21 protein-coding genes are annotated in these 21374 nt (G+C 56.8%); 17 read left to right on the forward strand and 4 right to left on the reverse strand.

What is annotated here, in order from left to right; all coding sequences use genetic code 11:
- Positions 1 to 27: 27 nt before the first annotated feature.
- Positions 28 to 606 carry a sensor histidine kinase family protein gene (locus JJB07_RS22065; RefSeq protein WP_201638281.1) on the forward strand — a complete coding sequence of 193 codons (579 nt, stop codon included), beginning with the start codon at positions 28 to 30 and terminating at the stop codon, positions 604 to 606.
- 14 nt (positions 607 to 620) lie between these two features.
- Here JJB07_RS22065 and JJB07_RS22070 read toward each other — a convergent pair whose 3' ends face one another.
- The gene (locus JJB07_RS22070) at positions 621 to 1808 is read right to left on the reverse strand and encodes an MFS transporter (protein ID WP_201638282.1); all 1188 of its coding nucleotides are present in this window, start codon (positions 1806 to 1808) and stop codon (positions 621 to 623) included.
- 342 nt (positions 1809 to 2150) lie between these two features.
- On the opposite strand from JJB07_RS22070, the gene JJB07_RS22075 reads away from it, so the two are divergent.
- A complete protein-coding gene (locus JJB07_RS22075; RefSeq protein WP_201638283.1) occupies positions 2151 to 2825 on the forward strand; it encodes a TerC family protein in 675 nt (224 codons plus the stop codon).
- 82 nt (positions 2826 to 2907) lie between these two features.
- Positions 2908 to 3051, forward strand: coding sequence for a hypothetical protein (locus tag JJB07_RS22080; protein WP_201638284.1), 144 nt, complete (start codon positions 2908 to 2910; stop codon positions 3049 to 3051).
- A gap of 50 nt (positions 3052 to 3101) precedes the next feature.
- On the opposite strand, the gene JJB07_RS22085 is transcribed toward JJB07_RS22080, so the two are convergent.
- The 3 genes from JJB07_RS22085 to JJB07_RS22095 form a co-directional block, all read right to left on the reverse strand.
- Positions 3102 to 3914, reverse strand: a complete 813-nt coding sequence (locus tag JJB07_RS22085; RefSeq protein WP_201638285.1) for an alpha/beta fold hydrolase — start codon at positions 3912 to 3914, stop codon at positions 3102 to 3104.
- An 89-nt stretch (positions 3915 to 4003) separates the two neighbouring features.
- On the reverse strand, positions 4004 to 4312 hold the full coding sequence (locus JJB07_RS22090) for a HesB/IscA family protein (protein ID WP_201638286.1): 309 nt from the start codon (positions 4310 to 4312) through the stop codon (positions 4004 to 4006).
- A gap of 38 nt (positions 4313 to 4350) precedes the next feature.
- Positions 4351 to 5148: a hypothetical protein gene (locus tag JJB07_RS22095; protein ID WP_201638287.1), complete on the reverse strand. Its 798-nt coding sequence runs from the start codon at positions 5146 to 5148 to the stop codon at positions 4351 to 4353.
- A 246-nt stretch (positions 5149 to 5394) separates the two neighbouring features.
- On the opposite strand from JJB07_RS22095, the gene JJB07_RS22100 reads away from it, so the two are divergent.
- The 14 genes from JJB07_RS22100 to JJB07_RS22165 all read left to right on the forward strand — a co-directional run bounded on the left by JJB07_RS22100 (position 5395) and on the right by JJB07_RS22165 (position 21316).
- A complete protein-coding gene (locus tag JJB07_RS22100; protein WP_201638288.1) occupies positions 5395 to 5727 on the forward strand; it encodes a hypothetical protein in 333 nt (110 codons plus the stop codon).
- 7 nt (positions 5728 to 5734) lie between these two features.
- A complete protein-coding gene (locus tag JJB07_RS22105; protein ID WP_201638289.1) occupies positions 5735 to 7102 on the forward strand; it encodes an aspartate aminotransferase family protein in 1368 nt (455 codons plus the stop codon).
- Complete coding sequence (locus JJB07_RS22110; protein WP_201638290.1) at positions 7093 to 8274, forward strand: acyl-CoA dehydrogenase family protein; 1182 nt, start codon at positions 7093 to 7095, stop codon at positions 8272 to 8274. Before JJB07_RS22105 ends, JJB07_RS22110 begins: the two co-directional genes overlap by 10 nt.
- Positions 8247 to 8648 (forward strand): thioesterase family protein, encoded by a 402-nt coding sequence (locus JJB07_RS22115; RefSeq protein ID WP_201638291.1) that lies wholly within the window; start codon positions 8247 to 8249, stop codon positions 8646 to 8648. The genes JJB07_RS22110 and JJB07_RS22115 overlap by 28 nt, the downstream gene beginning before the upstream one ends.
- 26 nt (positions 8649 to 8674) lie before the next feature.
- Positions 8675 to 9838 carry an MDR family MFS transporter gene (locus tag JJB07_RS22120; RefSeq protein ID WP_201638292.1) on the forward strand — a complete coding sequence of 388 codons (1164 nt, stop codon included), beginning with the start codon at positions 8675 to 8677 and terminating at the stop codon, positions 9836 to 9838.
- Between the two features lie 17 nt (positions 9839 to 9855).
- The gene (locus JJB07_RS22125; RefSeq protein ID WP_201638293.1) at positions 9856 to 11265 is read left to right on the forward strand and encodes a preATP grasp domain-containing protein; all 1410 of its coding nucleotides are present in this window, start codon (positions 9856 to 9858) and stop codon (positions 11263 to 11265) included.
- The gene (locus JJB07_RS22130; RefSeq protein ID WP_201638294.1) at positions 11262 to 12173 is read left to right on the forward strand and encodes an ATP-grasp domain-containing protein; all 912 of its coding nucleotides are present in this window, start codon (positions 11262 to 11264) and stop codon (positions 12171 to 12173) included. Before JJB07_RS22125 ends, JJB07_RS22130 begins: the two co-directional genes overlap by 4 nt.
- Before the next feature lie 4 nt (positions 12174 to 12177).
- A complete protein-coding gene (locus tag JJB07_RS22135; protein ID WP_201638295.1) occupies positions 12178 to 13512 on the forward strand; it encodes a glutathionylspermidine synthase family protein in 1335 nt (444 codons plus the stop codon).
- Between the two features lie 147 nt (positions 13513 to 13659).
- Positions 13660 to 14652 (forward strand): ABC transporter ATP-binding protein, encoded by a 993-nt coding sequence (locus tag JJB07_RS22140; protein WP_201638296.1) that lies wholly within the window; start codon positions 13660 to 13662, stop codon positions 14650 to 14652.
- Position 14653: 1 nt separating this feature from the next.
- A complete protein-coding gene (locus JJB07_RS22145; RefSeq protein WP_236588315.1) occupies positions 14654 to 15553 on the forward strand; it encodes an ABC transporter permease in 900 nt (299 codons plus the stop codon).
- Positions 15537 to 16343 carry an ABC transporter permease gene (locus JJB07_RS22150; protein ID WP_201638297.1) on the forward strand — a complete coding sequence of 269 codons (807 nt, stop codon included), beginning with the start codon at positions 15537 to 15539 and terminating at the stop codon, positions 16341 to 16343. Before JJB07_RS22145 ends, JJB07_RS22150 begins: the two co-directional genes overlap by 17 nt.
- A gap of 173 nt (positions 16344 to 16516) precedes the next feature.
- Entirely contained in the window at positions 16517 to 17353 is an 837-nt protein-coding gene (locus JJB07_RS22155) for an ABC transporter ATP-binding protein (RefSeq protein ID WP_347338389.1), read from the forward strand.
- Complete coding sequence (locus tag JJB07_RS22160) at positions 17346 to 18296, forward strand: ABC transporter permease (RefSeq protein WP_201638298.1); 951 nt, start codon at positions 17346 to 17348, stop codon at positions 18294 to 18296. Before JJB07_RS22155 ends, JJB07_RS22160 begins: the two co-directional genes overlap by 8 nt.
- 140 nt (positions 18297 to 18436) lie before the next feature.
- The gene (locus tag JJB07_RS22165) at positions 18437 to 21316 is read left to right on the forward strand and encodes a PAS domain S-box protein (protein WP_201638299.1); all 2880 of its coding nucleotides are present in this window, start codon (positions 18437 to 18439) and stop codon (positions 21314 to 21316) included.
- The last annotated feature ends 58 nt before the right edge of the window (positions 21317 to 21374 follow it).

Below are 21374 nucleotides of genomic sequence, written 5' to 3' on the forward strand. Positions count from 1 at the left end.
TTTTCAAAAAAAGGGTGCCAAATCATCATGAAAAACAATCTCTTGCACTACACAGCCGTCCGCAATTCACTCAACATCGTCCGCGGCTGCCTGCAAATGACGCGAGCGAAACTCAACGAACAGGAACGCGCCCACTTGGAGACCGCCGTCGCCGAGCTGACGCGCGCCGAACTGCTCGTCCGTGAGTATCTGGAAGTGAGTGTTCAGGACGTCGACCCATACGAATGGGTCGATCTCGTCACAGTCGTCACCAACGTCGAGAATCTGCTGTCTGCTTACGCGATTGTCAAACGAGTCAAGTTTGTCCTGCACCTCGGCGACGACCTCTTTCTCCAAGGCAATCGACCCCGACTCGAGCAATTTTTCCTCTACCTGCTCGAACACGCTCTCCACACCGCACCCTCCGGAGGCTGCCTCACGATCCAAGCGCAAAACTCCGGCTGGGGCATCCTCCTGCAAGTGCAGGGCTTCGGCGGCAACACGGAGAGCAACGAAGAGAAGCAACTCGAAACTCTGCCTGAGGAACTCCACCTCCTGGCCGTTGCCCTCGGCGGTCATCTGCAATTCGACGGCACGACCGCCATGCTGGGCCTGCCTCTGGACTGAAAAAAAATCCCCCATCACATCAGATGGGGGATTTTCTCCTCTTGACGAAGAGGTTGTTTGCCTCGACGGAACCCGAACGAGAGGGCGACGAACAGCGCGAGCATGCCGCCGAGTACATAGAACATCAGCCCCGGCACCGACGTGCTCAGGAAGTAGCCGTTCACATTGGGCGCGATGATGTTTGCGATGCCAAACATGATGCTCGCAAACGCTCCGGCTGTCGAGATCAAGCCCGGCGAGAGTATGTCGGCCGCATACGCGAGTCCCAGCGTATAGAACGACCCGACGAACGCCCCCGCCAACGCCAGCAACACGATCAGCGCCCAGACGTTTGAACTCACCAACGGGAGCAGGAGGAAGCAAATTGCTCCGATGACGGCGCAGAGCACCATGACTTTTTTTCTCCCCACACGGTCGGACCAGCGTCCGAGCGGCATCTGGAGCACGAGCGAGCCGACGACGAACGACGGGAGGATGATCGACACCCAGTCCAGCGAGAGTCCGGAGCGCACGGCATAGACGGGGAAGTTGACGTTGAGCGCCGATTCCATGTAGCCGTAGAGGAACGGCGGGATCAACGCCAACCAGCCGAGTCGGAGGACGTCGAGATAGCGGTTTTGGCCGCTCGTCGTCGAGTCGATGGCGTCGGGGTGGGCGTTTTTCAAACGGGCGAGCATGAGGAACGCCGTGGCGTAGAACACCGAGATCGCGAGAAACGGCGCCCAGATGCCAAAATCGATCAGCAACATGCCAAGCGGCCCGAACGAGAACCCCGCACTGTAGGCAAATCCATAGATCGACAGGTACCGCCCGCGTTTTTCAAGGGGCGCGATCGCCGTCACCCACAATTGCGCCGCATAATGCAGCGCCACGTCGCCGATCCCGATCAGCAGACGCAGGATGAACCAGACCGCCAGCCCGCGAAACACCGGCAGAAGCAACGTCGAGATCGTGACGATGGTGAGACCGATGAAGATCGTCGTCCGATAGCCGAACTTGCGCAACGGAATTTCCATCAGCGGAGAAACGATCAAGATCCCGATATACAAAGCCGCCGCGTTAAATCCGTTGGCGACGGTGGAAACGCCGTCTTGGTCCAGCAGGACGCTGAGCAGAGGCAACGTCAATCCCTGACTCATCCCGGCGATGGCGACGACGAGCAACAATGTGACAAAAAGAAATGAATTCGAACGCGTAGTCATGAGGGCAAGTGATCCTTTCTCTTCAATAACATTCAAACCTTATCATACAACAAACTTCCCGCAACGCCCACAGGAAGCCTTTCCCCGCCGTTGTCCGATTTAGGCGTTGACTTTAGCCCAGCGTAAAGGGTACACTAAAAACATCAAAGGGGAGTAGCTTGCAGGCATTCGTCCGTGCCTGTGATAACGTTTCGTCATGACGAGGTGTCTCTGCGCGAGATCCTCCGGGCGTTATCAACCAACGCGTGTAGCGAGACCTTTGCCGATATCCACGGCAAAGGTCTCTTTTATTTTGTCTGGAATCGGGAAATAGTGGTAGGAGAGGACGAGAGGAGGAAGAACATGCTTACATTTCTGATCGGTCTCTTCAGTATCATCATCATCGACTTGGTCGTCAGTGGAGACAATGCGATGGTCATCGCGTTGGCTTCCCGAAACCTGCCCGATGAACAGCGGAAAAAAGCCATCCTCTGGGGGACGGTCGGTGCCGTCGCCGTGCGCATCATCTTGACGGTCGTCGCCGTCTACCTGCTTGAGATTCCGTTTCTGCAAGCGGTGGGCGGGATCTTCCTGATCTACGTCGCCGTCAAACTGCTCGTCGACAACGTCGGGGAGGAAGAAGCGCACATCAAGTCCCACGCTTCGTTTGGCAAAGCGATCCGCACGATCATCATGGCCGACTTGGTTCTGTCGCTGGACAACATCTTCGCCGTCGCCGCGGCCGGCAAGGGTCATATCGCGCTCGTGTTGATCGGGCTCGCCATCTCGATTCCGATCATCGTCTGGGGCTCCACCGTCATTCTCAAGTTGATGAACCGTTTCCCGTTGCTGATCTACGTGGGGGCAGGGGTCCTGGGCTGGACGGCCGGCACGATGTTGATTTCGGACAAAGTGGTCGACGAATTCGTCAACATCGCCGTGCTCGACTGGGTCGTTCCGCTGGTGGTCACCGTCGCCGTCATCGTGCTTGGCAAGATGCTGAGCGGGCGTGAAAAACAAGTCAAAAGCCAAGCGTAAGGATGCGCATGTGCATAATCCACTCCAATTCCGCATAGGATGATTCTCACACACCGAGTGTCGGGAAGGAGATTGGAAACACATGCAACCGAGCAACCAAGAGCAACATCAACCCTACCGGATTCCGCAGGAGCTGATCAATTCGATCCTTGCAGATTGCGGGCTGGAGAGCTTAGCGGGAGACGGCAGCGTCGAACCGCTCGATGACGACGTCTCCGAGCGCTGAGCCATCGGGACAAAAAAACACCACAGCCGCCGACGGCATGTGGTGTTTTTTTATACACGTTTGAAAAAAGTCAGCAGTCGTTCGGCGGTCTCTGCGGGGAATTCCTCCATCGGCATATGTCCGCAGTTGGGGAGGAGTTGCCAGTCTGCATGAGGGAGCAGCTTCCGGTACTGCTCTCCGATGGCGACAGGCACGATCCGGTCTTGATCGCCCCAGAGCAGAAGCGTCGGGAGATCGGGCAGGGATGCAACTCTTGCCGGGTCGAGGCCGCCCTCCCGATTGCGCACCAACTGCCGGACGGCGTGCGGGAATTCGGCGCGTTGGTACGGTTTGAGATAGCCTTGCACGATTTCGGAGGAAAAAACCTGCGGTTCCTGCACGATCCGGGTGACGGCGCGGGCGAATCCTCGCTCGGAAAAAAACGTGCGGACGAACCCGTTCATCCAAAAACCGGACAACAGTCGTCTCTGCCAACCTCGAAATGCGGGACGGAACCCGTCGGCGGATACCAAGGCGCATTGGGCGAAGGGCTCCGGGTTTTGGAGCAGGGCATGAACGGAAATTTCGCCGCCCATGGAGTGTCCGACCAAGCGGAGGTTGTGCAGGTTGAGTTTTTGGATCAGTTCGTGAAGGCGGCGGGCGTGTGCCGATTGGGAGTAGTCGGCGAGAGGAGGCATGTCGCTCTCGCCAAAGCCGAGCAAATCGACCGTATACACGCGATACTCCCGAGCCAAAATCGGCACGACCTCCCGCCAACAATACCCCGAAGCAAAAATCCCATGCACCAACAGCACAGGTGCCCCCGCCCCGTCCACACAAACCTTCAACCGCCCACCCTCAACCTCCACCATCAAACTGTCCACAAAACCCCTCCTCAATTGAAAAAAAAGACGGGGATCGCCCCGTCTCTTTTCCTTACGCGGGCACTTCTGTGTGCCTGCTTGTCTACACCTTAGTGATCGCCGTGGTTGTTCTTCGACGGGTTGGTGATCTTGAAGCCTTCTTGCGGGTAGAGCAGGAACTTGATGCTCAGGCCGTTGACCATGTCCTTGTTCTCGGGACCGACGAGCAGGTCGAGACCTTGCACCGTGACCACTTCGTCCTCCGGCTTCTGGGTGTCAAACGTCAGGCCGTAATGCGCATGGTCGCCATGAACGTGATCCACGTACACGCGGCACATCAAGTCCGGTTTGTTCTCTTGTTCCATAGCTTCGCGAATTTTCTTCGCAGCCAGAGAGTTCATTTCGATCGTTGTCGCCAAATCCAGCACCTCAATCTGTTGGAGTTATATGTATGTTCCTAGTATAGCACTTCCCCTTCACCCTGTAACCGCTCCTCGGCTCGGAAAAAACTCTCCATCAACCGCATCTGCAACCACGTCTGCAACAGACCGTTGACGACCAAAGTCCCCATCAACACCCCGACGCTAAAATACCGGTTCACAACATACCCGAGCACAAAAGACACGATACACAGCGTGAAAAACCGATAAAACGACTCCGCCGCCGTCACGCGAAGCAACGCGAGCGCTTTTTTCATCGCCCCGATCAGTCCAAGCCGCAGCACCACCGCCGCATACTCCACATAGAGGAACACAAAACGGAACCCGAGCATGACCAAGATCAACACCGCGCCAAGCCCCACTTGCCCGGCCGCCTGTGTGATGACACGGCCAAACAGCGAAACCACAACAGAGAGCACCCCCATCACCGCCAACTGCACGAGCATCCAGAGGAACAACACCGGCCACGCCCGCGTCGCATCTTGGGTCGCAGGCGTCGGCAACTCGCGCCGCGTGCGAGCCAGCAGGGAGATGTAATACGCGCTCGCCAGCAAAAACAGCACATACATCAAGCAGGCGATGATGACTTTGAGCACACCGAACTGCTGAAATCCAATCAACGAAAACTGGTGCCCCGGTTCAAGCAACTGTGTAATCGTCGGCAACCCGATGATCGCCGTGATCTTGAACGAGGCAATCGGCCCCATCACGTTCGGCGGCCCGATAATCAACCACCCGAGCACCAACAAAATCCCATCCATCAGAATCGTAAAAAGCGCCGCCTGTCGGAACGTGGGCGTACGGAGCTCGTTCATGGGCATCCCTCGCTTCCAGATAAAAGTGAAGGACCGGGAGCGCCCCCAGTCCTTTTTTGATCGAGTTTCTACAATAGAATATACCACGAAATTTAGAAGCACTGTCAAGGCGCGCTTACAGCAGCAAAGGCGGGCTCTCCTTCTGTAAAATGTTTTCTCGGAGTTTAACTTAGAAATAATTATTGCCTTGACACTATTACTAAGTTGGTAATATAGTGTTTTCTAAATAGAGGGGAGGGAAATTCAGTGAATGATAACTTTGGTAACGAAATGACAGTCGTCGATGAACTCTCGCGCAGACTGGGCAAAAAGCCGCATGCCATCGTGCGTTTTGCAGATGGCGATCTGGTTGTCGTCGTGGTTACCGAGGACATTCTGGGACACTCGGTGGAACAGCTCCAACTCTGGGCAGGCGACACCGTTCCTTGCGTGAAAGTGGAGCCGGGAAGGTTCGAACCCTTCTCGGAGCGGGGCGTGGTGGAAGCGATGACGTGTTCGGACGAACTGGCTTGTTTGGTTTCCATTGCGGATTTCTACAACGGCACATGGCACGAGTTCAAAGAATATCAGGAGGTCTAGATGCGACATGGTACAAACCTCGATGTTGATAAAACCGAATCTGAACGCGCAGTACCCCGTGGTCGACTACGGACAGGGCGTCTATCTCTATGATCAGCAAGGCACGCAATACTTGGACGGGTGCTCGGGCGCAATCGTTGCGAATCTGGGTCACGGGTTGAAACAGATCGCCGACGCCGCGTACGAGCAGGCGTTGAAAGTTTCCTTCACCTATCGCACGCAGTTTACAAGTCCGGCCGCGGAGACGTTGGCGCAGCGGTTGGTCGAGAAAAGTCCGGGCATGGACTGGGTGTTTTTTGTCAACAGCGGTTCGGAAGCGACCGAAGTGGCGTTGCGACTCGCTTGGCAATATTGGCAAGAGCGCGGCAAGCCGGAGAAGCGCAAAGTTCTCTCCCGCCGGGTCAGTTACCACGGGATGACGCTTGGCGCGCTCGGGGTCTCCGGACATTATGGACGCCGTCATCGCTACAACTGGCTCCTGCACGAAGAACCGGCCGTCGCCGAAGCCTACTGCTACCGCTGCCCGTTTGCGCTGGAGCCCGAGTCTTGCGGTTTGAAGTGCGCGGACGATCTGGAACGAAAAATTCGCCAAGCCGGTGCCGACCAAGTGGCCGCTTTCATCGCCGAACCGATTGTGGGTGCGTCCGGTGCCGCGTTGACTCCGCCTGCCGGTTATTTTGAGAAGATTCGGGAGATTTGCGACCGCTATGACGTGCTGCTGATTGCCGATGAAGTCATGACCGGCTTGGGACGCACGGGAGAATGGTTCGGGATGGATCACTGGAACGTGAAGCCCGACCTGATCGCTGTGGGCAAAGGCATGAGCGCCGGATATTCGCCGATTGCCGCCATTATGGCATCCGAGCGGGTGATGGAGACGATACGCGCTGGGTCCGGCGTCGGAGTGTTTGGGCATACGTACAGCGGCAACCCGCAATCTTGCGCGATTTCGCTGGCCGTTTTGGACTATGTCGAAGAGAACGGCTTGGTCGAGCAAGTTCGGGAAACCGGTCAGCGCATGGAAGCGATGCTTCGTCAACTCGCTTCGGTGCACGGGATCGTCGGGGACGTGCGGGGCAAAGGCCTGCTGTTCGGGATGGAATTGGTGGCAGACCGCGCAAAGAAATCCTGCTTCGACTCCAAGTTGCAAGTGGCAAACCGCTTGGTCAGCACCGCGATGCAAAACGGTCTGGTGATCTATCCGAGCCAAGGGATGGTCGATCTCTACGCAGGAGATGCGATTCTCGTGGCCCCACCGTTTGTGATCAACGAGCAAGAACTGCAAGAGATGACGGAGCGACTGGACAAGTCTCTCAAGCAAGTGGCACAAGGACTGGAATCTGAAATCGGAAAGGGGATGTTCGCATGCAACTGAGTTGGAATGCAGAACAAACACAACTGCGGGAACTCTATCAAAACTTCGGAAAAAAAATCAGCGAGCGCACCAAAGCTTGCTACTCGCACCACGAATTTGACCACCAAAGCTGGCAAGAGCTCGCCGACGAGGGCATCTGGCGTCTGGCGGTGCCGGAAGCGTACGGCGGGGAAGGCAAGACATGGTGGGAATTCTCGGCGGCGGTCGAAGGACTCGCGACGACGATCGGCGACTTGGGCTTCTTGCTCTCGATGATCGCCCATATCGGTTGCATCCGCGTCTTGAACTTGCACGGAACCGAAGAGCAAAAGCAACGCTATCTCCCCGCGCTGATGAGCGGCGCCATCGGGGCTACGGCGATCACGGAGCCGAGCGGAGGTTCGGACGTGGCGCGGATCACCACGTCGGCGCATCTGGAAAACGGCCGGTATATCTTGAACGGGCACAAAGCGCACATCACCAACGCGCCGGTCGCCGACATCATCGTCATGGTCGGCCGGATTCCGGAACTCGGGCGCCAAGACATCACGCTGTTCATTTTGGAGCGAACTTTTGAGGGGATGTCGTTCGCCGAAGCGGAGCACATGCTCGGCAACCACACGAGCCCGACGGGCGATATTTTCCTGCAAGATGTGAAAATCGACGAGCTGTCGATCTTGGGCCAAGCGGGCAACGGGCTGAACATCCTCTACAACATGATCTCTCTGGACCGCGTGCTGTACGGCTTGGTCGGTGCTGCGTTCATGGAGCCGATCTTGGACGAGAGCATGAAGTTCTCCTTTGAACGTCACGCTTTCAAAACGCAGATTGCCAACCACCAATACGTGCAATCCAAACTGACCGACATCAAGATGGCGATTGAAAGCTCCCGTTGGGTTTCCTACGCCGCGTTGGACAAGTTGATCCGCAACGACGACGAAGCGTCGCTGATGTGTTCGCTGGCGAAGTACGTCGGCACCGAGAACCTGTTCCAAGTCTTGCAACACGCGATGCAGTTGAAAGCGCACAGCGGGTACATGATGGGCGAGATCGCGCAGATGTTCTGCGACGTGACGGGCACGCGAATTGCCGGGGGAACGAGTGACATTCAGCGTGTCAACATGTTCAACCAGATGAAGCGCCAGTACGAAATGAGGTGGGCCGCATGCAATTCCGAATTGGTGCCACAGTAACCGTCACCGATGTGGTGAAGGACGAGTACCTCGCCACGAATTGGAAAAACAACTTCCCCGTGCTCTCCACGCCGATCCTGCTTTGGCTGGCGGAACTGGTCTGCATGCAGGTCGTCGAGCAAGAAGTCGGCGCGGATTGCGCAACGGTCGGAACGGCGCATCAGATGAAGCATCTCGCGGCGACCCCCTGCGGGGAGCGCTTCACGATTACGGCGACACTTCGCGAAGTGGATCGCAAGAAACTGGTGTTCGACGTCACCGCCGAAGACGAGCACGAGCAGATCTTGAGCGGCGTTCATGAGCGATTCGTCATCGACGAGACGAAATTTCTGGCACGGGTGAGCGACAAGCAATCCCGAGTGGGTGTGAGATGACCGACAGAAAGTCAAGGTCAAAGCCAATGTCCGCCGCGATGAAGATTTTGTTGCTCTCCGCGTTTTTGATGAACGTGGGCGGATTCATGATCGTGCCGTTCTTGGCGCTCTATCTGACGCAAACCCTGCATTTCTCCGCGTGGGAGCTGGGAACGGTGCTGACGACCAACTTGCTGTGCTCCCGAGGTCTGCCGCTTTTGACCGGCATGATCGGGGATCGCCTCTCGCACAGCACGACGCTGTTCACGGGGATTCTGATTCGCGGAATCGGGTTTATCGGATACGGCTTTGTGCATGAGTTTGCCATGTTGCTGGTCGTGGCGGCGTTGGTCGGGATCGGGGGGGCTCTCTACGACCCCTCCGTCTCGTCCGTTTTCGCCAAACAGCCGGAGGGAGATCGCAAGCGCATCTTCACGTATTACAACCAAGCGCTGAACGCCGGTGCGATCCTCGGCCCGTTGGCGGGAGGCTTGTTGATTTTGGTCGACCCGGCCTTGCCGTTTACGGCGGGCGGTGCCGTGATGATCGCGCTGTCTCTCGTCATGTTCCTGTTTCGCGGTCAGTACCAAACGGAACGCACGACCACGCGGATGCTCGCCAGCCTTCGTTCGATTTTGAAACAGCGGGCGTTCCTCCTGTACATCGGAGCGATGATTTTATTTTGGGCGCTGTTCACGCAACTCACCGTCTCCATCCCGATTCAAGTGTTTCGGGCGGTTCACGATGAGACGTACGTCAGCGCGGTGTTCATGATGAACGGAATCGCTGGCATCGTGCTCATGTTTTTTTTACGAAACCTGTTCGAGACGCGCGCGCCTCTGCTGTTGCTACGCCTCGGCGTTTTGTTCATGAGCGTCAGTTTTTTCCTCATCCCGATGTTCGCCACGCTGCTTTGGCTGATTCTCTGCATCTTGGTGTACACGATGGGCGAGACGTTGGCGTTGCCGGCGTCCGATCTGGTCGTCAGCGAATTCGGAGCTGCGGAGAATACGGGAGCGTACTTTGGGATGTTTGAAATCTCGACCGCCGTGGGCGGGACGATCGGCAACTATCTGGGTGCCTATCTCATGAAGTTGGACAATGTTGTGCTGCCTTGGGTCTGTTACGGTGTGATCGGGTTGGCGATGTTTGCGATCCTCTACGTGTTGGATCGGTCGAAACATCCGAAAGCGAACACCTTGAGCGTGTAAAAAGGGAGGAACTCTTCATGCAAGCATTGGAATCAAAAGTTGCACAACTGGCCCGTGCCAAGCGGGTGAACACCAAGCGCAAAGTGATCATCGGCAACGTGGACGGAGAATCTCAAGTCGGGGAACCGGAACGTCGCGACCGCTCCATCGTCATCGGGAGTTCGATTGTGGCAAACCGCTTGACGTGGCTGGCGAAAGAGGGGGACGTGCTCGTGCTCCCCGCTCCGATCTCGCAAGAATTTCTCGACTACGCAACGAATCTGATGAATGTGAAAAAAGGAACGGTGCGCCAATTGACTCCGGAGGGCGCGTCGCTTGAGGACGTCTACACGCTTACCTATGAAGTGTTGGCAGACAAAGGCTTGGTGCAAGCGCTGGGGGAGATGATGAGCGAATCGGAGCAAGAGTGGGAAGTTCTGCCCTATTACTTTGACCGTGCGGTCGCGTATATCTCCACGCAACTTCCGGTGTCGATGAACGCCGCTGCGTTGGACTACTTCCTGCAGGGCGGAGCGGAGATGCTGAACTCCAAGATCGAATTCCGCCGCATCGGGGGCGCGTACGACATTCCCGTGGCCGAGGGGATCAATTGTTACTCCCGGCCGGAGTTGGAACGCGCTCTGTACTCGCTGTTGGACGTCACGGGCTCCGTCATTCTCAAACAGGATTACAACGCGGGCGGCGACGGCAACATCGTGCTGACGCTCGACCCGAACCGCACCGAATCGACGGGGGCCACGCAGACGATTCAACTCGCTTCTAAACAGGAAGTGGCGCTCCACGCCGAGCAACTTTGGGAGCGTCTGACCGGTCGCCGCAACACGGCGTTGGTCGTGGAGAGCTACCATACCACCACGGCTGTTTTTTATTCGGAATTGGAAGTGAAGCCGGGCGTTTTGCGTCCTTACTTGCTGAACTTCGGGGACATGCGGATGGAGCCGGTCTGGAACGGGTTCCAGATTCCACCGATGTCGTTGCCGCCGTATGCAATCGGAGAGTTTGTCTCCTGCTCGATGCAATTGGCGGACGTCGCTCGTCAGCGCGGATTCGTTGGCAAAATCAACGTGGACGGGATGCTGACGGCGAGCGGCAAGGTGCTGTTCAGCGAAGTGAACGGTCGACTGGGCGGCTGCACACATATTCATGTCGTCGCGGAGCATCTGTACGGGGCGAATTACGGAGACCACTACACGTTGCTCACCCGCAACAAGAGTAAAGTCGGGGTCGCGTTTAACGATTTGCTGGACTTGCTCGATGCGCACGGCTTGTTGGTCAAAGGGCCGCATGAGACCGGCGTCTTGGTCTTGACGGAAGACCTCGAACGCACGGGCACCATCGAATACATGGTCGTGGGCAAAGGTCAGCAACACGCGCTGGAGTTGGAACAACAAGCGCTGGACTTGTTCGAAGGGAGTGTCGTTCGATGAAGATCGGGATCATGGGCTGGGACTACGAAGAGTTTGAGTCGTTGAACTTGGTGGAAGCCGGCGTTGCGCTCGGACATGAGATGTTGCTTTTCACCTTGCAGGACGTGCAATTCACGACGAGGGACGGGCGCAACCAACTCTCGGCGAACGGGCGAGATCTCGCCGAACTCGATGTGGTCATCTCCCGCGCACAAGTTCGACCGGAACACTGGGCGAGCGATTGTGAACGCTATCAATTGATGCAAGAGGCGGGACTCTTCGTGATCGATCCGGCCGACGACTTCATCACATCGGAAAGCAAATTGCTCACGATGCATCGACTGACCGAAGCGGGCCTCCAAGTGCCGGATACGTTCCAATGCAACAACGTCAGCGCAGTCCGCGAGTTGGCGGCGAAGTACGGGACGATTGTGGTCAAGCCGTCCTACGGCTATGCCGGGCAAGACGTCGAGCGGGTCACAGGCGATTTTGAAAAAAGCGCACCGCTCGTCCAATCGCTGCTCTCTCAATACGGCGACGTCTTGGTGCAACCGTTTATCCCGCATCCGGAGGGCGACTTCCGAACGACGGTGGTCGGAGATGAGATTCTGTTCACGATTCGCCGCATCCCCAATGAAAAGACATGGAAAGCAAACCTGGCGATGGGCGCGACTTTCGAGGAAGTGGAAGTGAGCGACGAGATTCGCGAGGTGACGATGCGCGCGGTGCAAGCGATGGGAATCACGATCGCGGGACTCGATATCTTGGCGTACGACGGGAAGTATTACTTATTGGAAGTGAACAACGTGCCGGGGTGGTATTTCTTCGAGCCGGAGCGTCGGTTTGCAGTTTCCAAGCACGTGATTCAATACGCGGTGAACTCGACACTTGCCCATCGTGACGCTCAACTGACTCCGGAAGGGGTGTGACGTTGTGAATTCTTTGATCGAGGAAGTCAACGATCGGGTGTCGGGCGATCCGCAACCTGCGCGAACCGCATTTCGGGAACTGCTGCAGACCGCCGAGCAAGATCGGTTCCTGTATGCACACCATCGCCAATCGCTGATCTTCCCGACGCCGGTGTTGCTGGAACGAGAGCAGTACAAAGCAATCGGTCGAGATGCCGAGAATCTGCTGACCTTGCTGTTGTCGATCCCCAAGCGCTTGTTCGGAGGAGATCCGTTCGTCATGGGACGCCGACTGGGGTTTAGCGAGGAACAATGTCAGGTCATGAGCCTGACATTCGGAGACGATGCCGGGATCATGGCGCGTGCCGATCTCAGCTTGAATGAAACCGGCTATCAATGTATGGAGTTCAACGTCGACAGCTCCGTGGGCGGGATCGAGATTGCCCGATTGAACTCTTTTATGGAAGAGATGAGGTACTTCCGCACGCTTGGTTCGGAGCATTGGCGATACGACGACCCGTTCCGACACTTGGTGGACAGCATCCGCGCTGTGGCGGAGATCAAAGGCTTGCATCTGGAAAAAAGCCGGATTGCCATCGTCGATTGGTATCCGGACATGCTGGACTACGCCGAGATGAATGCCTACACCCAGAAACTGTTCCGAGAACACGGACTGGACGTGTGGGTCTGCCACCAAGACGAGGTGGAGTTGGTTGACGAGTCCCTGATGTGTCGGGGTGAAGTCATCGACATCATGTATCGCACGTTTTTGTTCGCAGACGTCAAGCGAGATACCGACAAAGTAATGCAAATGCTGAAAGCCTACGAAGCCGGGAACCTCGTCGTCATCAACGGGTTGCATACGGAACTGTACAGCAACAAAGGCAACTTCGCCCTGCTCTCCGATCCTGCCTTTGCGTCCCACTATTCGCCGGAAGAGCAAGACTTGATTCAGCGCTGCATTCCGTGGACTCGCTTCTTGGAGTCGGGGCTGGAGCAGGTTGTGACGGAGAACCGTGAACAACTGGTCTTGAAACCGGCTTACGGGTACGGCGGACACGGAGTTCTGCTCGGGTGGAAACTGAGCCAAAGCGAGTGGGAGAGCAAAGTCCGCGACTTGCTGGGTGGCACGGAGACCTACGTGGTGCAAAAGCGCATCATGGAGGACCCTGTCAAAGTCCCGATGATGCAGGGGGAAGAGTTGGTCTTCGAAGACGTGATCATGAACGTCGGGGCGTTCGTCTTCAACCAATCGTTCGCCGGGCTGATGGTGCGCTCCATGCCGGCAGGGGGTCACGGGGTGATCAACGTCGCGCAAGGCGCGGGTTTTGCCTGCGCTTTTTACCGGGACGAACTTTGATCTTTTCCCTTTTACGTGAACCTCCCGCATGGTACAATAATTTCCAGTATGCTGGAAGAGTTAAAAGACCTGTGGCAAGTTCCGCTGTCGGGCAACCGGCACGGGCTTGTCCCGGGTCTTTTTTTGTATCGAAGGAGAGGGTGACAGATGTCTTCTGTGCGTGTACAAGGACTTACGAAATCATTCACGGTCAAGCACAAGCAAGCCGGGCTTGGAGGCTCTCTCAGAGGGTTGTTCCGCCCGCAAGTCGAAGAAAAAGTTGCGGTGCAACCGCTTCATTTCACGATTGAGCAAGGCGAGGTGTTGGCGTTCCTCGGGCCAAACGGGGCGGGGAAGTCAACCACGATCAAGATGCTGACCGGCATCCTGCATCCGACAGCCGGTTCTGCCGAGGTCCTCGGGTTCAATCCGTGGTCGGAGCGGCAGAAGCTCGCGTTTCATGTGGGCTCCGTGTTCGGGCAGAAGTCGCAATTGTGGTACCATTTGCCGCCGATCGACACGTTTGAACTGATGGCGCGCATCTATGAGATTCCGCGCGGGGAGTTCTTGAAGCGCCGCGATGAGTTGGTGGAGCGCTTTGAGTTGGGGCCGTACTTGAATACGACCGTGCGCAAGTTGTCGCTTGGCGAGCGGATGCGTTGCGAGATCGCGGCGGCGCTTTTGCATCGTCCGCAGATCGTGTTCCTCGACGAGCCGACGATCGGTCTCGACGTGGTGGTGAAGCAAAAAATTCGCGACTTGATTCGCGAGATGAACCGCGAGGAAGGCACGACGCTTTTTCTCACCTCGCACGACGCGGGGGATGTCGAACAGCTTTGCAGACGGGTCATCGTCATCAACCACGGCCAAGTCATCCTCGATGACAGCGTGTCGAACATGAAGCGCGAGTTCCTCACGCACAAAACGATTCACCTCAAACTGGCGGAGCTCCCGCAACCGATCCAACTGCCGGGCGTCACCGTCGTCAAGCAAAAAGGCACGGGGATGAAACTCTCCGTCAACACCGCGCAAACGTCCATCGAAACGGTGCTCTCGTTCATCGTCACCAACTACCGCTTGGAAGACGTGACGATTGAAGACCCTTCTATGGAAGAAATCATCACCCACATCTACGAAAGGACCGGGAAAGGAGGAGCGTAAGATGGCAGACTCAGACCCTCAGAACCACGCGGAATCTTTCGCGAGCAATCGCACTTCACGTGAACTTCGTCCATCGTCTCTACACGAACCGCGCGTCAGTTCGCTGGCTTTGCAACTCGCCAAGTACACCGCGGTCGGCAAGATCACCGTGCGCAACAACCTCGCGTATTTGTACGACTATCTCATTCGGTCTCTTTTTTTACTGGTCATTCTCTATATCTTTGCACAACTCTGGCGCGTCACGTACGAAGGAGTCGGGACTCCGACGATCTCCGGCTATTCCTTCGAACAACTGCTCTGGTACTTGGTCTTCGCCGAAGCGATGGTGCTCTCCTCACCGCGTCTCGCCCGCCGCATCGAAGACGAGGTCAAAAAAGGCGATGTCGCCTACCAACTCACGCGCCCCGTCTCGTACTTGCTCTTCCAATATGCAACCTACATGGGAGAAGCGTACGTCTTGCTCCCTGTTCATCTGCTCGTCGGCGGGGTGCTCGGCACGACGATGTTCGGCGTTCCGCACTTCGGCTGGGGCTGGCTTGGGTTCCTGCTCGTCTCGGTGGGCGCGTTCACGATCAATTTTTTGCTGAACATGATCCTCGCCCTGTTCTCGTTCTGGATCGAAGAGACCCGGGGCTTGGAGTTCGTCTACTATAAAATCGTCTTCACCCTCGGCGGCATGCTGCTCCCGCTGGAGATGTTCGGAGGGACCATCCGTGAAGTCGCCGACTGGCTCCCGTTCCAGACGGTCGTCTACTTCCCGTCCAAAATGGCGGTGCAATTCGATGCCTCGCTCATCGGCCGCATGCTCGGCGTGCAAGCGCTCTGGGCGATTGTGCTGACTCTCTGCCTGACCCTCCTCTATCGGAAAGGAGTGAAAAAACTCAATGTCAACGGCGGTTAGAAAAACGCAAAACCTCCTCGACTTCCTGCTCACCACCTGGAAGCTCAACCTCGCCGGCGCGATGGAGTTTCGACTTTCCTTCTCGATTACGGTCGGGACGATGCTGATCAACAATTTCGTCTGGGTGTTTTTCTGGGGCGTCTACTTCACGAAATTTCCGCTGGTCAACGGCTGGAGGCTTCAAGACGTGATGATGGCGCAAGCGGTCGGTTGCGGGGCATACGGCGTGGCGGCGGTGTTTTTCGGGAACTTCATCGGGATTGCGAACATCGTCTCGACAGGACAACTCGACACGTACCTCGCGCAACCGAAGCCGGTCTTGCTCCACGTCTTGGTTTCCAAAATGACGATCTCCGCCATCGGAGACCTCCTGTTCACTTTCATCCTCTACGGGCTGTACGGCAACCACTCGCCGCTCGGATTTGCGAAATTGCTCTTGGCGTTGTTGGTGGGATCGACGATTATGGTGTTTTTCAACGTCCTCGCGCAGTCGCTCTCTTTTTTCATCGGCAACGCAGAGGGCTTGGGGTTTCAAGTGTTCAACGCCTTTCTCACCGTCTCGATGTACCCGACCGACATCTTCCGCGGCATCGGCAAGCTGATTCTCTTCACCGTCCTGCCGGCCGGCTTCATCTCGTTTCTCCCCATCGGCTTCCTGCGCGACTGGTCCTCCACATTCGTCTGGACGTCCATCGCCGTCGCCGTCGGGGTCACACTCCTCGCCTTCTGGGTGTTCCGCATCGGTTTAAAACGCTACGGTTCGGGGAACATGATGACGATGAGGATGTAGCAAAATCACAGAAGACTCACAGTTCACGAACAGATGTCCAAAAAGCGGAACTTCCACGAAGTTCCGCTCGTCTGTATAAAGAGACAGTTTAGAAAAAGGAGGCTCTTCCCCTGAATCCCACCTCTCAACCAATCGTAGAGATACGCGGTCTCACCAAAGAGATCGGCAACAAAGTGATCGTCGACGACCTCTCGTTCGACGTGCTGCCCGGCGAAGTGCTCGGCTTGCTCGGCCCCAACGGCGCGGGAAAAACGACCACGATCCGGATGATCGTCGGTCTGATCTCCCGCACGGAGGGCACCGTCAAAATCGGCGGACTCGACCTCGACCGGGACTTCGAAGGCGCACTCGCCCAAGTCGGAGCGATCGTCGAGAATCCGGAGATGTACAAATTCATGACCGGCTGGCAGAATCTCCTCCACTTCGCCCGCATGTCCAAGGGCGTCACGAAGGAGCGCATCGAGGAAGTCACAGCTCTCGTCGGACTCTCCCAACGCATCCACGATCGTGTAAAAACGTACTCGCTGGGCATGCGCCAGCGACTCGGTCTCGCCCAAGCGCTGCTGCACCGCCCGCGCGTGCTGATCTTGGACGAGCCCACCAACGGACTCGATCCGGCGGGCATTCGCGAACTGCGCGATCATCTGCGTCGTCTCGCGGAGCAAGAGGGCATCGCGGTGATCGTCTCCAGCCACTTGCTTGCCGAAATGGAATTGATGTGCGACCGCGTCGCCGTCATGCAGCACGGCAAACTCGTCAGCGTCAACTCCCTGCGCGAGATGGTCGGAGAGAGCGAGACGTATGAAGTCACGTTCGAAGTCGACCATGCAGAACAGGCGCGGGAGGTCCTCGACTCCGAAAGCCTCACCCTCCAAATTCCCCGAGAGCAGATTCCGAAGCTCAACGCCCGACTCGTCGAGGCGGGGATCGGCGTCTACGGCATTCGCACAACTGCGAAAACGTTGGAGGACAAATTCTTGGAATTGACGGGAGGTGGCGGAATTGAATAACCTGATCCGCAACGAACACCTCAAACTCTACATCCGCCCGCGCACATGGGTTTTTGTCGGACTGATTCTGATCTCGCTGATTTTCAACGCGGTGTTCTCCTACAAACAACCGGAAGTCTCGGGAGACTGGAAAGCGAAACTCACCCAAGAGATGCAGCAACAGACCGAGCTCTTGCAAGACTACCAATCTCGCAACGCATTTCCGCAGAAGCAAAATCTGATCCAACAAGAAATCAAATTCGACCGGTATCGACTTGACCACAACATCCCGCCGAGCCACACCACGTCGTGGTTGTTCGCCAAGGACTTCGCTTCGCAACTGGGACTTGCGACGATCGTCGTGATCGTCATCGCCGGAGACATCGTATCGAGCGAATTCCAATGGGGGACGGTCAAACTCCTGTTGATTCGCCCGGTGACGCGCACGAAAATTTACTTCGCGAAGTACGCCGCCGTCCTGCTGTTTGGGCTGTTCCTCGTCGCGGTGATGTTCGTCGGAAGCTGGCTCGCCGGCGCTGCGATGTTCGGATTTGCCGGGCTGTCCGAGCCGTATCTGCCGAACGTCCCGCTCGAAGACATGACGCCCGGCAACCTCTCCGTGGCGCAAGACCTGCTCTTCACCTATCTGTCCGCTTTGCTCTACCTCTGGGTCGTCTCGACGATTGCGTTCATGTTCTCCGCCGCCTCTCGCAGCTCCGTTCTCGGCATCACGCTCACGATGGTCGTGACGGCGGTCGGCGAAGTGATCGCCAAGTCGATGCCGTACTTCTCCGGCATGAAGTTCTGGCTGTTCACCAACACCGGACTTTTGCAATACGTCGAAGGCGTGCCGCCGATTCCGGGGATGACACTCGGTTTTTCCCTCGGAGTCATCGCCGTCTATGTCTTGCTCTGCCATGCCGTCGGGTGGCTGTTTTTCACGAAAAGCGACGTGACCGCGTAGAAAAAAAACCCTGTTCCGACTCGGAACGGGGTTATTTTTTGTAAGCGGGTAGGAGATGTGTCATAACCTGTCGAATTGATCCTTACCGATGAAAACAACACAACCTTTACCTTTTAGACATACAGCATGAGGAGGCAGCAATGGGATTTGGGGTGACCAACACGGGAAGGGGTGTCCAGACACCACGACGATACCGTCGGGAGTACCGAACGGAGGAGGAGGAAGCGTTGCTGGAGAACGAACGGCGGTTGCGCACACTGATTGATGCCATGCCGGACTTCGTATGCTTTCTCGACATAGACGGACGCTGGCTGGAAATCAACCGCTACGGACGTGAATTGCTGAACCTTCAGGATGACGACATTCGTGGGAAAACTCAAGCGCAAGTAGAAGCAGAGCGCCCGTTGCTGGCCGTGCTCATCGAACTCGATGAGGAGTCGGACAGTCAACTCGTGCCCGTCGAGAAGCGGATTACCCGCTTGGATGGTACCGAAGCTGTATTTGACGTCTTGCGGGTGCCGGTGTTCCATGACGACGGAAGCCTTGAGGGGCTGCTGGTCGTCGGACGCGACACCACGGAGAAACAAGCGATGATCCAAGATCTGCTGGAGAAAGAAGCGCTTTACTCCTCGATTATGGAAGGCTCTCCGATTGCCATCTCCTTGAACCAAGCGGGCAATGTGGTGGTTTTGAACGACGCCACGTTGGAAATGCTCGGCGTGGCACCGGGCGAGAACCTGCTCGGACGCTCGATCGTCGAATTCATGCACCCGGACTTCATCGCCAAGATGCAAGCCAACGCGCACCTCAAAGGTCGCCGGGAGTATGCGGAAGAGTGGATCTACCGGATGGACGGGCGGTTGATGCCTGTGCATGCGGTCGTCTCCCCGGTCTCGTACCAGGGCAAGCCGGCCATGCACATTTTTATCAAAAGCCGTACAGAAATCAAACAGGTAGAGGAAGAACTCTCCCGCAGTGAAGCGAAGTACCAGATGATCGCCGAGAACACCTCGGACTTGATCTCGTTGATCGACACGAGCGGCACGGTTCACTACGCCTCGCCCTCGCATGAAGCGTTGCTCGGGTATCCGGTGGAACAATTGATCGGGGAGAAAGCCGCTTCGATCATCGCGCCGGAGGATGTGCAGACCTCCATCGACAGCTTCCACCGCTGCGTGATGTTGCGCGGTCCGGTGGTTATGGAGTTCCGCTGCCGAACGCAGAAAAACGAGATCGCCATCTTCGAGGCGAAATGCTCGCCGATCTTCGACGACGAGGGCAACATCTCGCGGATCATGGTCGTTTCCCGTGACATCACCGAACGCAAACGTCAAGAACGGGAACTGGAAGAAAACGAACAACGCTACAAGTCCCTGTTCGAGTACAACTTGAACGCCGTAATCTCGCTCGACCTTGAAGGAAACATCATCTCGATTAACAAGGCCGCCGAAGAGATGAGCGGGTTTACGATGGAGGAAGTCATCGGCAAACCGCTGATTCAATTCGTCCCCAAGAGCCGATCCAAAAGCAATTGGCTCTCCATCGAGAAAATCAAGGGCGGCGACACCCCACATTACGGTGAATTCAAGTGGCTGAACAAACGAGGCGAAGAACTGACGGTGGAAGTGGCGCTGATGCCCATCCACGTCAACGGTGAAATGACGGGCGTCTATTGCACGCTCAAGAACGTCACCGAGCAAAAAAGGGCCGAGGCTCTCATCTCGCACATGGCGTACTACGATTCGCTCACCGAACTGCCGAATCGCACGCTGTTCCGCGATCATCTTCGCACCGCGCTCAAACAGCGCCGCGGCGATGACATCGTGGCGATCTTGTTCCTCGACCTCGACCACTTCAAGCATGTCAACGACACGATGGGTCACACCGTCGGGGACCAACTGCTCAAGATGGTCGCAGGCCGTCTGCAAGACTGCCTGCCGGACGCCACCTCCTACAGCCGCAACAGCGGAGACGAATTCGTGGTGCTGCTGACACAAGTCAAGAACCGCGATCATGTCGAAGCTGCGGCCCGCAAAGTGGTGGACGCGATTCACGCGCCGTTCCAGTTGAACGGGCAACCGCTCTATCTGACCGGCTCGATTGGGATCGTGCTCGCACCGGAACACGGAGAAGACCCGGAGACGTTGTTGCAACATGCAGACATCGCGATGTACGAAGCGAAGGACAAAGGCAAGAACAACTACCGGTTCTTCGACTACATCTTGACGGAACGCATGGCGAAGCGAGTGGAACTGGAACGCTCGATGCGAACGGCGCTGGAGAATGACGAGTTCGCCCTGTACTACCAACCGCTGGTCGAAGCTCAGACCGGCGTCGTGGTCGGTGCCGAGGCCCTGATTCGCTGGTTCCGACCGGGACAAGGCATGGTGTCGCCGGCCGAGTTCATTCCGATTGCCGAAGAGACCGGCCTGATCGTCGACATCGGCGACTGGGTCATCCGCACCGCCTGCCAGCACCAACAAGCGTGGCGGGGATCGGGCTTGGCTCCGATTCATCTCTCCGTCAACCTCTCAACCCGCCAGTTCCAAGAGCCGAACTTCTTGGATCGGGTGCGCCGCGTGGTGGAAGAGACGGGCGTAGATTTGCACGGCATCGGGTTTGAGATTACGGAGAGCTTGATCATGCAGGATGTCGATTACGCGATCAAGATGCTGAACGAACTGCGCAACATGGGCAGTATCATCTCGATTGACGACTTCGGCACCGGCTATTCCTCGCTCGCCTACCTCAAGAAATTCCCCATCGACAAGCTCAAAGTCGACCGCACGTTCGTCCGCGACATCACCACGCGCGCCGAAGACGCTGCGATCACCAAGACGATCATCACCCTTGCGAAGAGCCTCGACCTCAAAGTCGTCGCCGAGGGCGTGGAAACCATCGAGCAGATCGAGAAACTGCGCGAACTGCAATGCGATGAGTTCCAAGGCTTCTACTTCAGCAAGCCGGTGCCGGTCCTCGAGTTTACGAAGATGCTGACTCCCTTGCCGAAACTTTCCTGAACACATGCGCAAAAACCCCTGTCCCACGCGCGAGGACAGGGGTTTTTTTGCATGCAAA

The sequence above is a fragment of the Tumebacillus amylolyticus genome (genome assembly GCF_016722965.1).
Classification (GTDB): Bacteria; Bacillota; Bacilli; order Tumebacillales; family Tumebacillaceae; genus Tumebacillus; species Tumebacillus amylolyticus.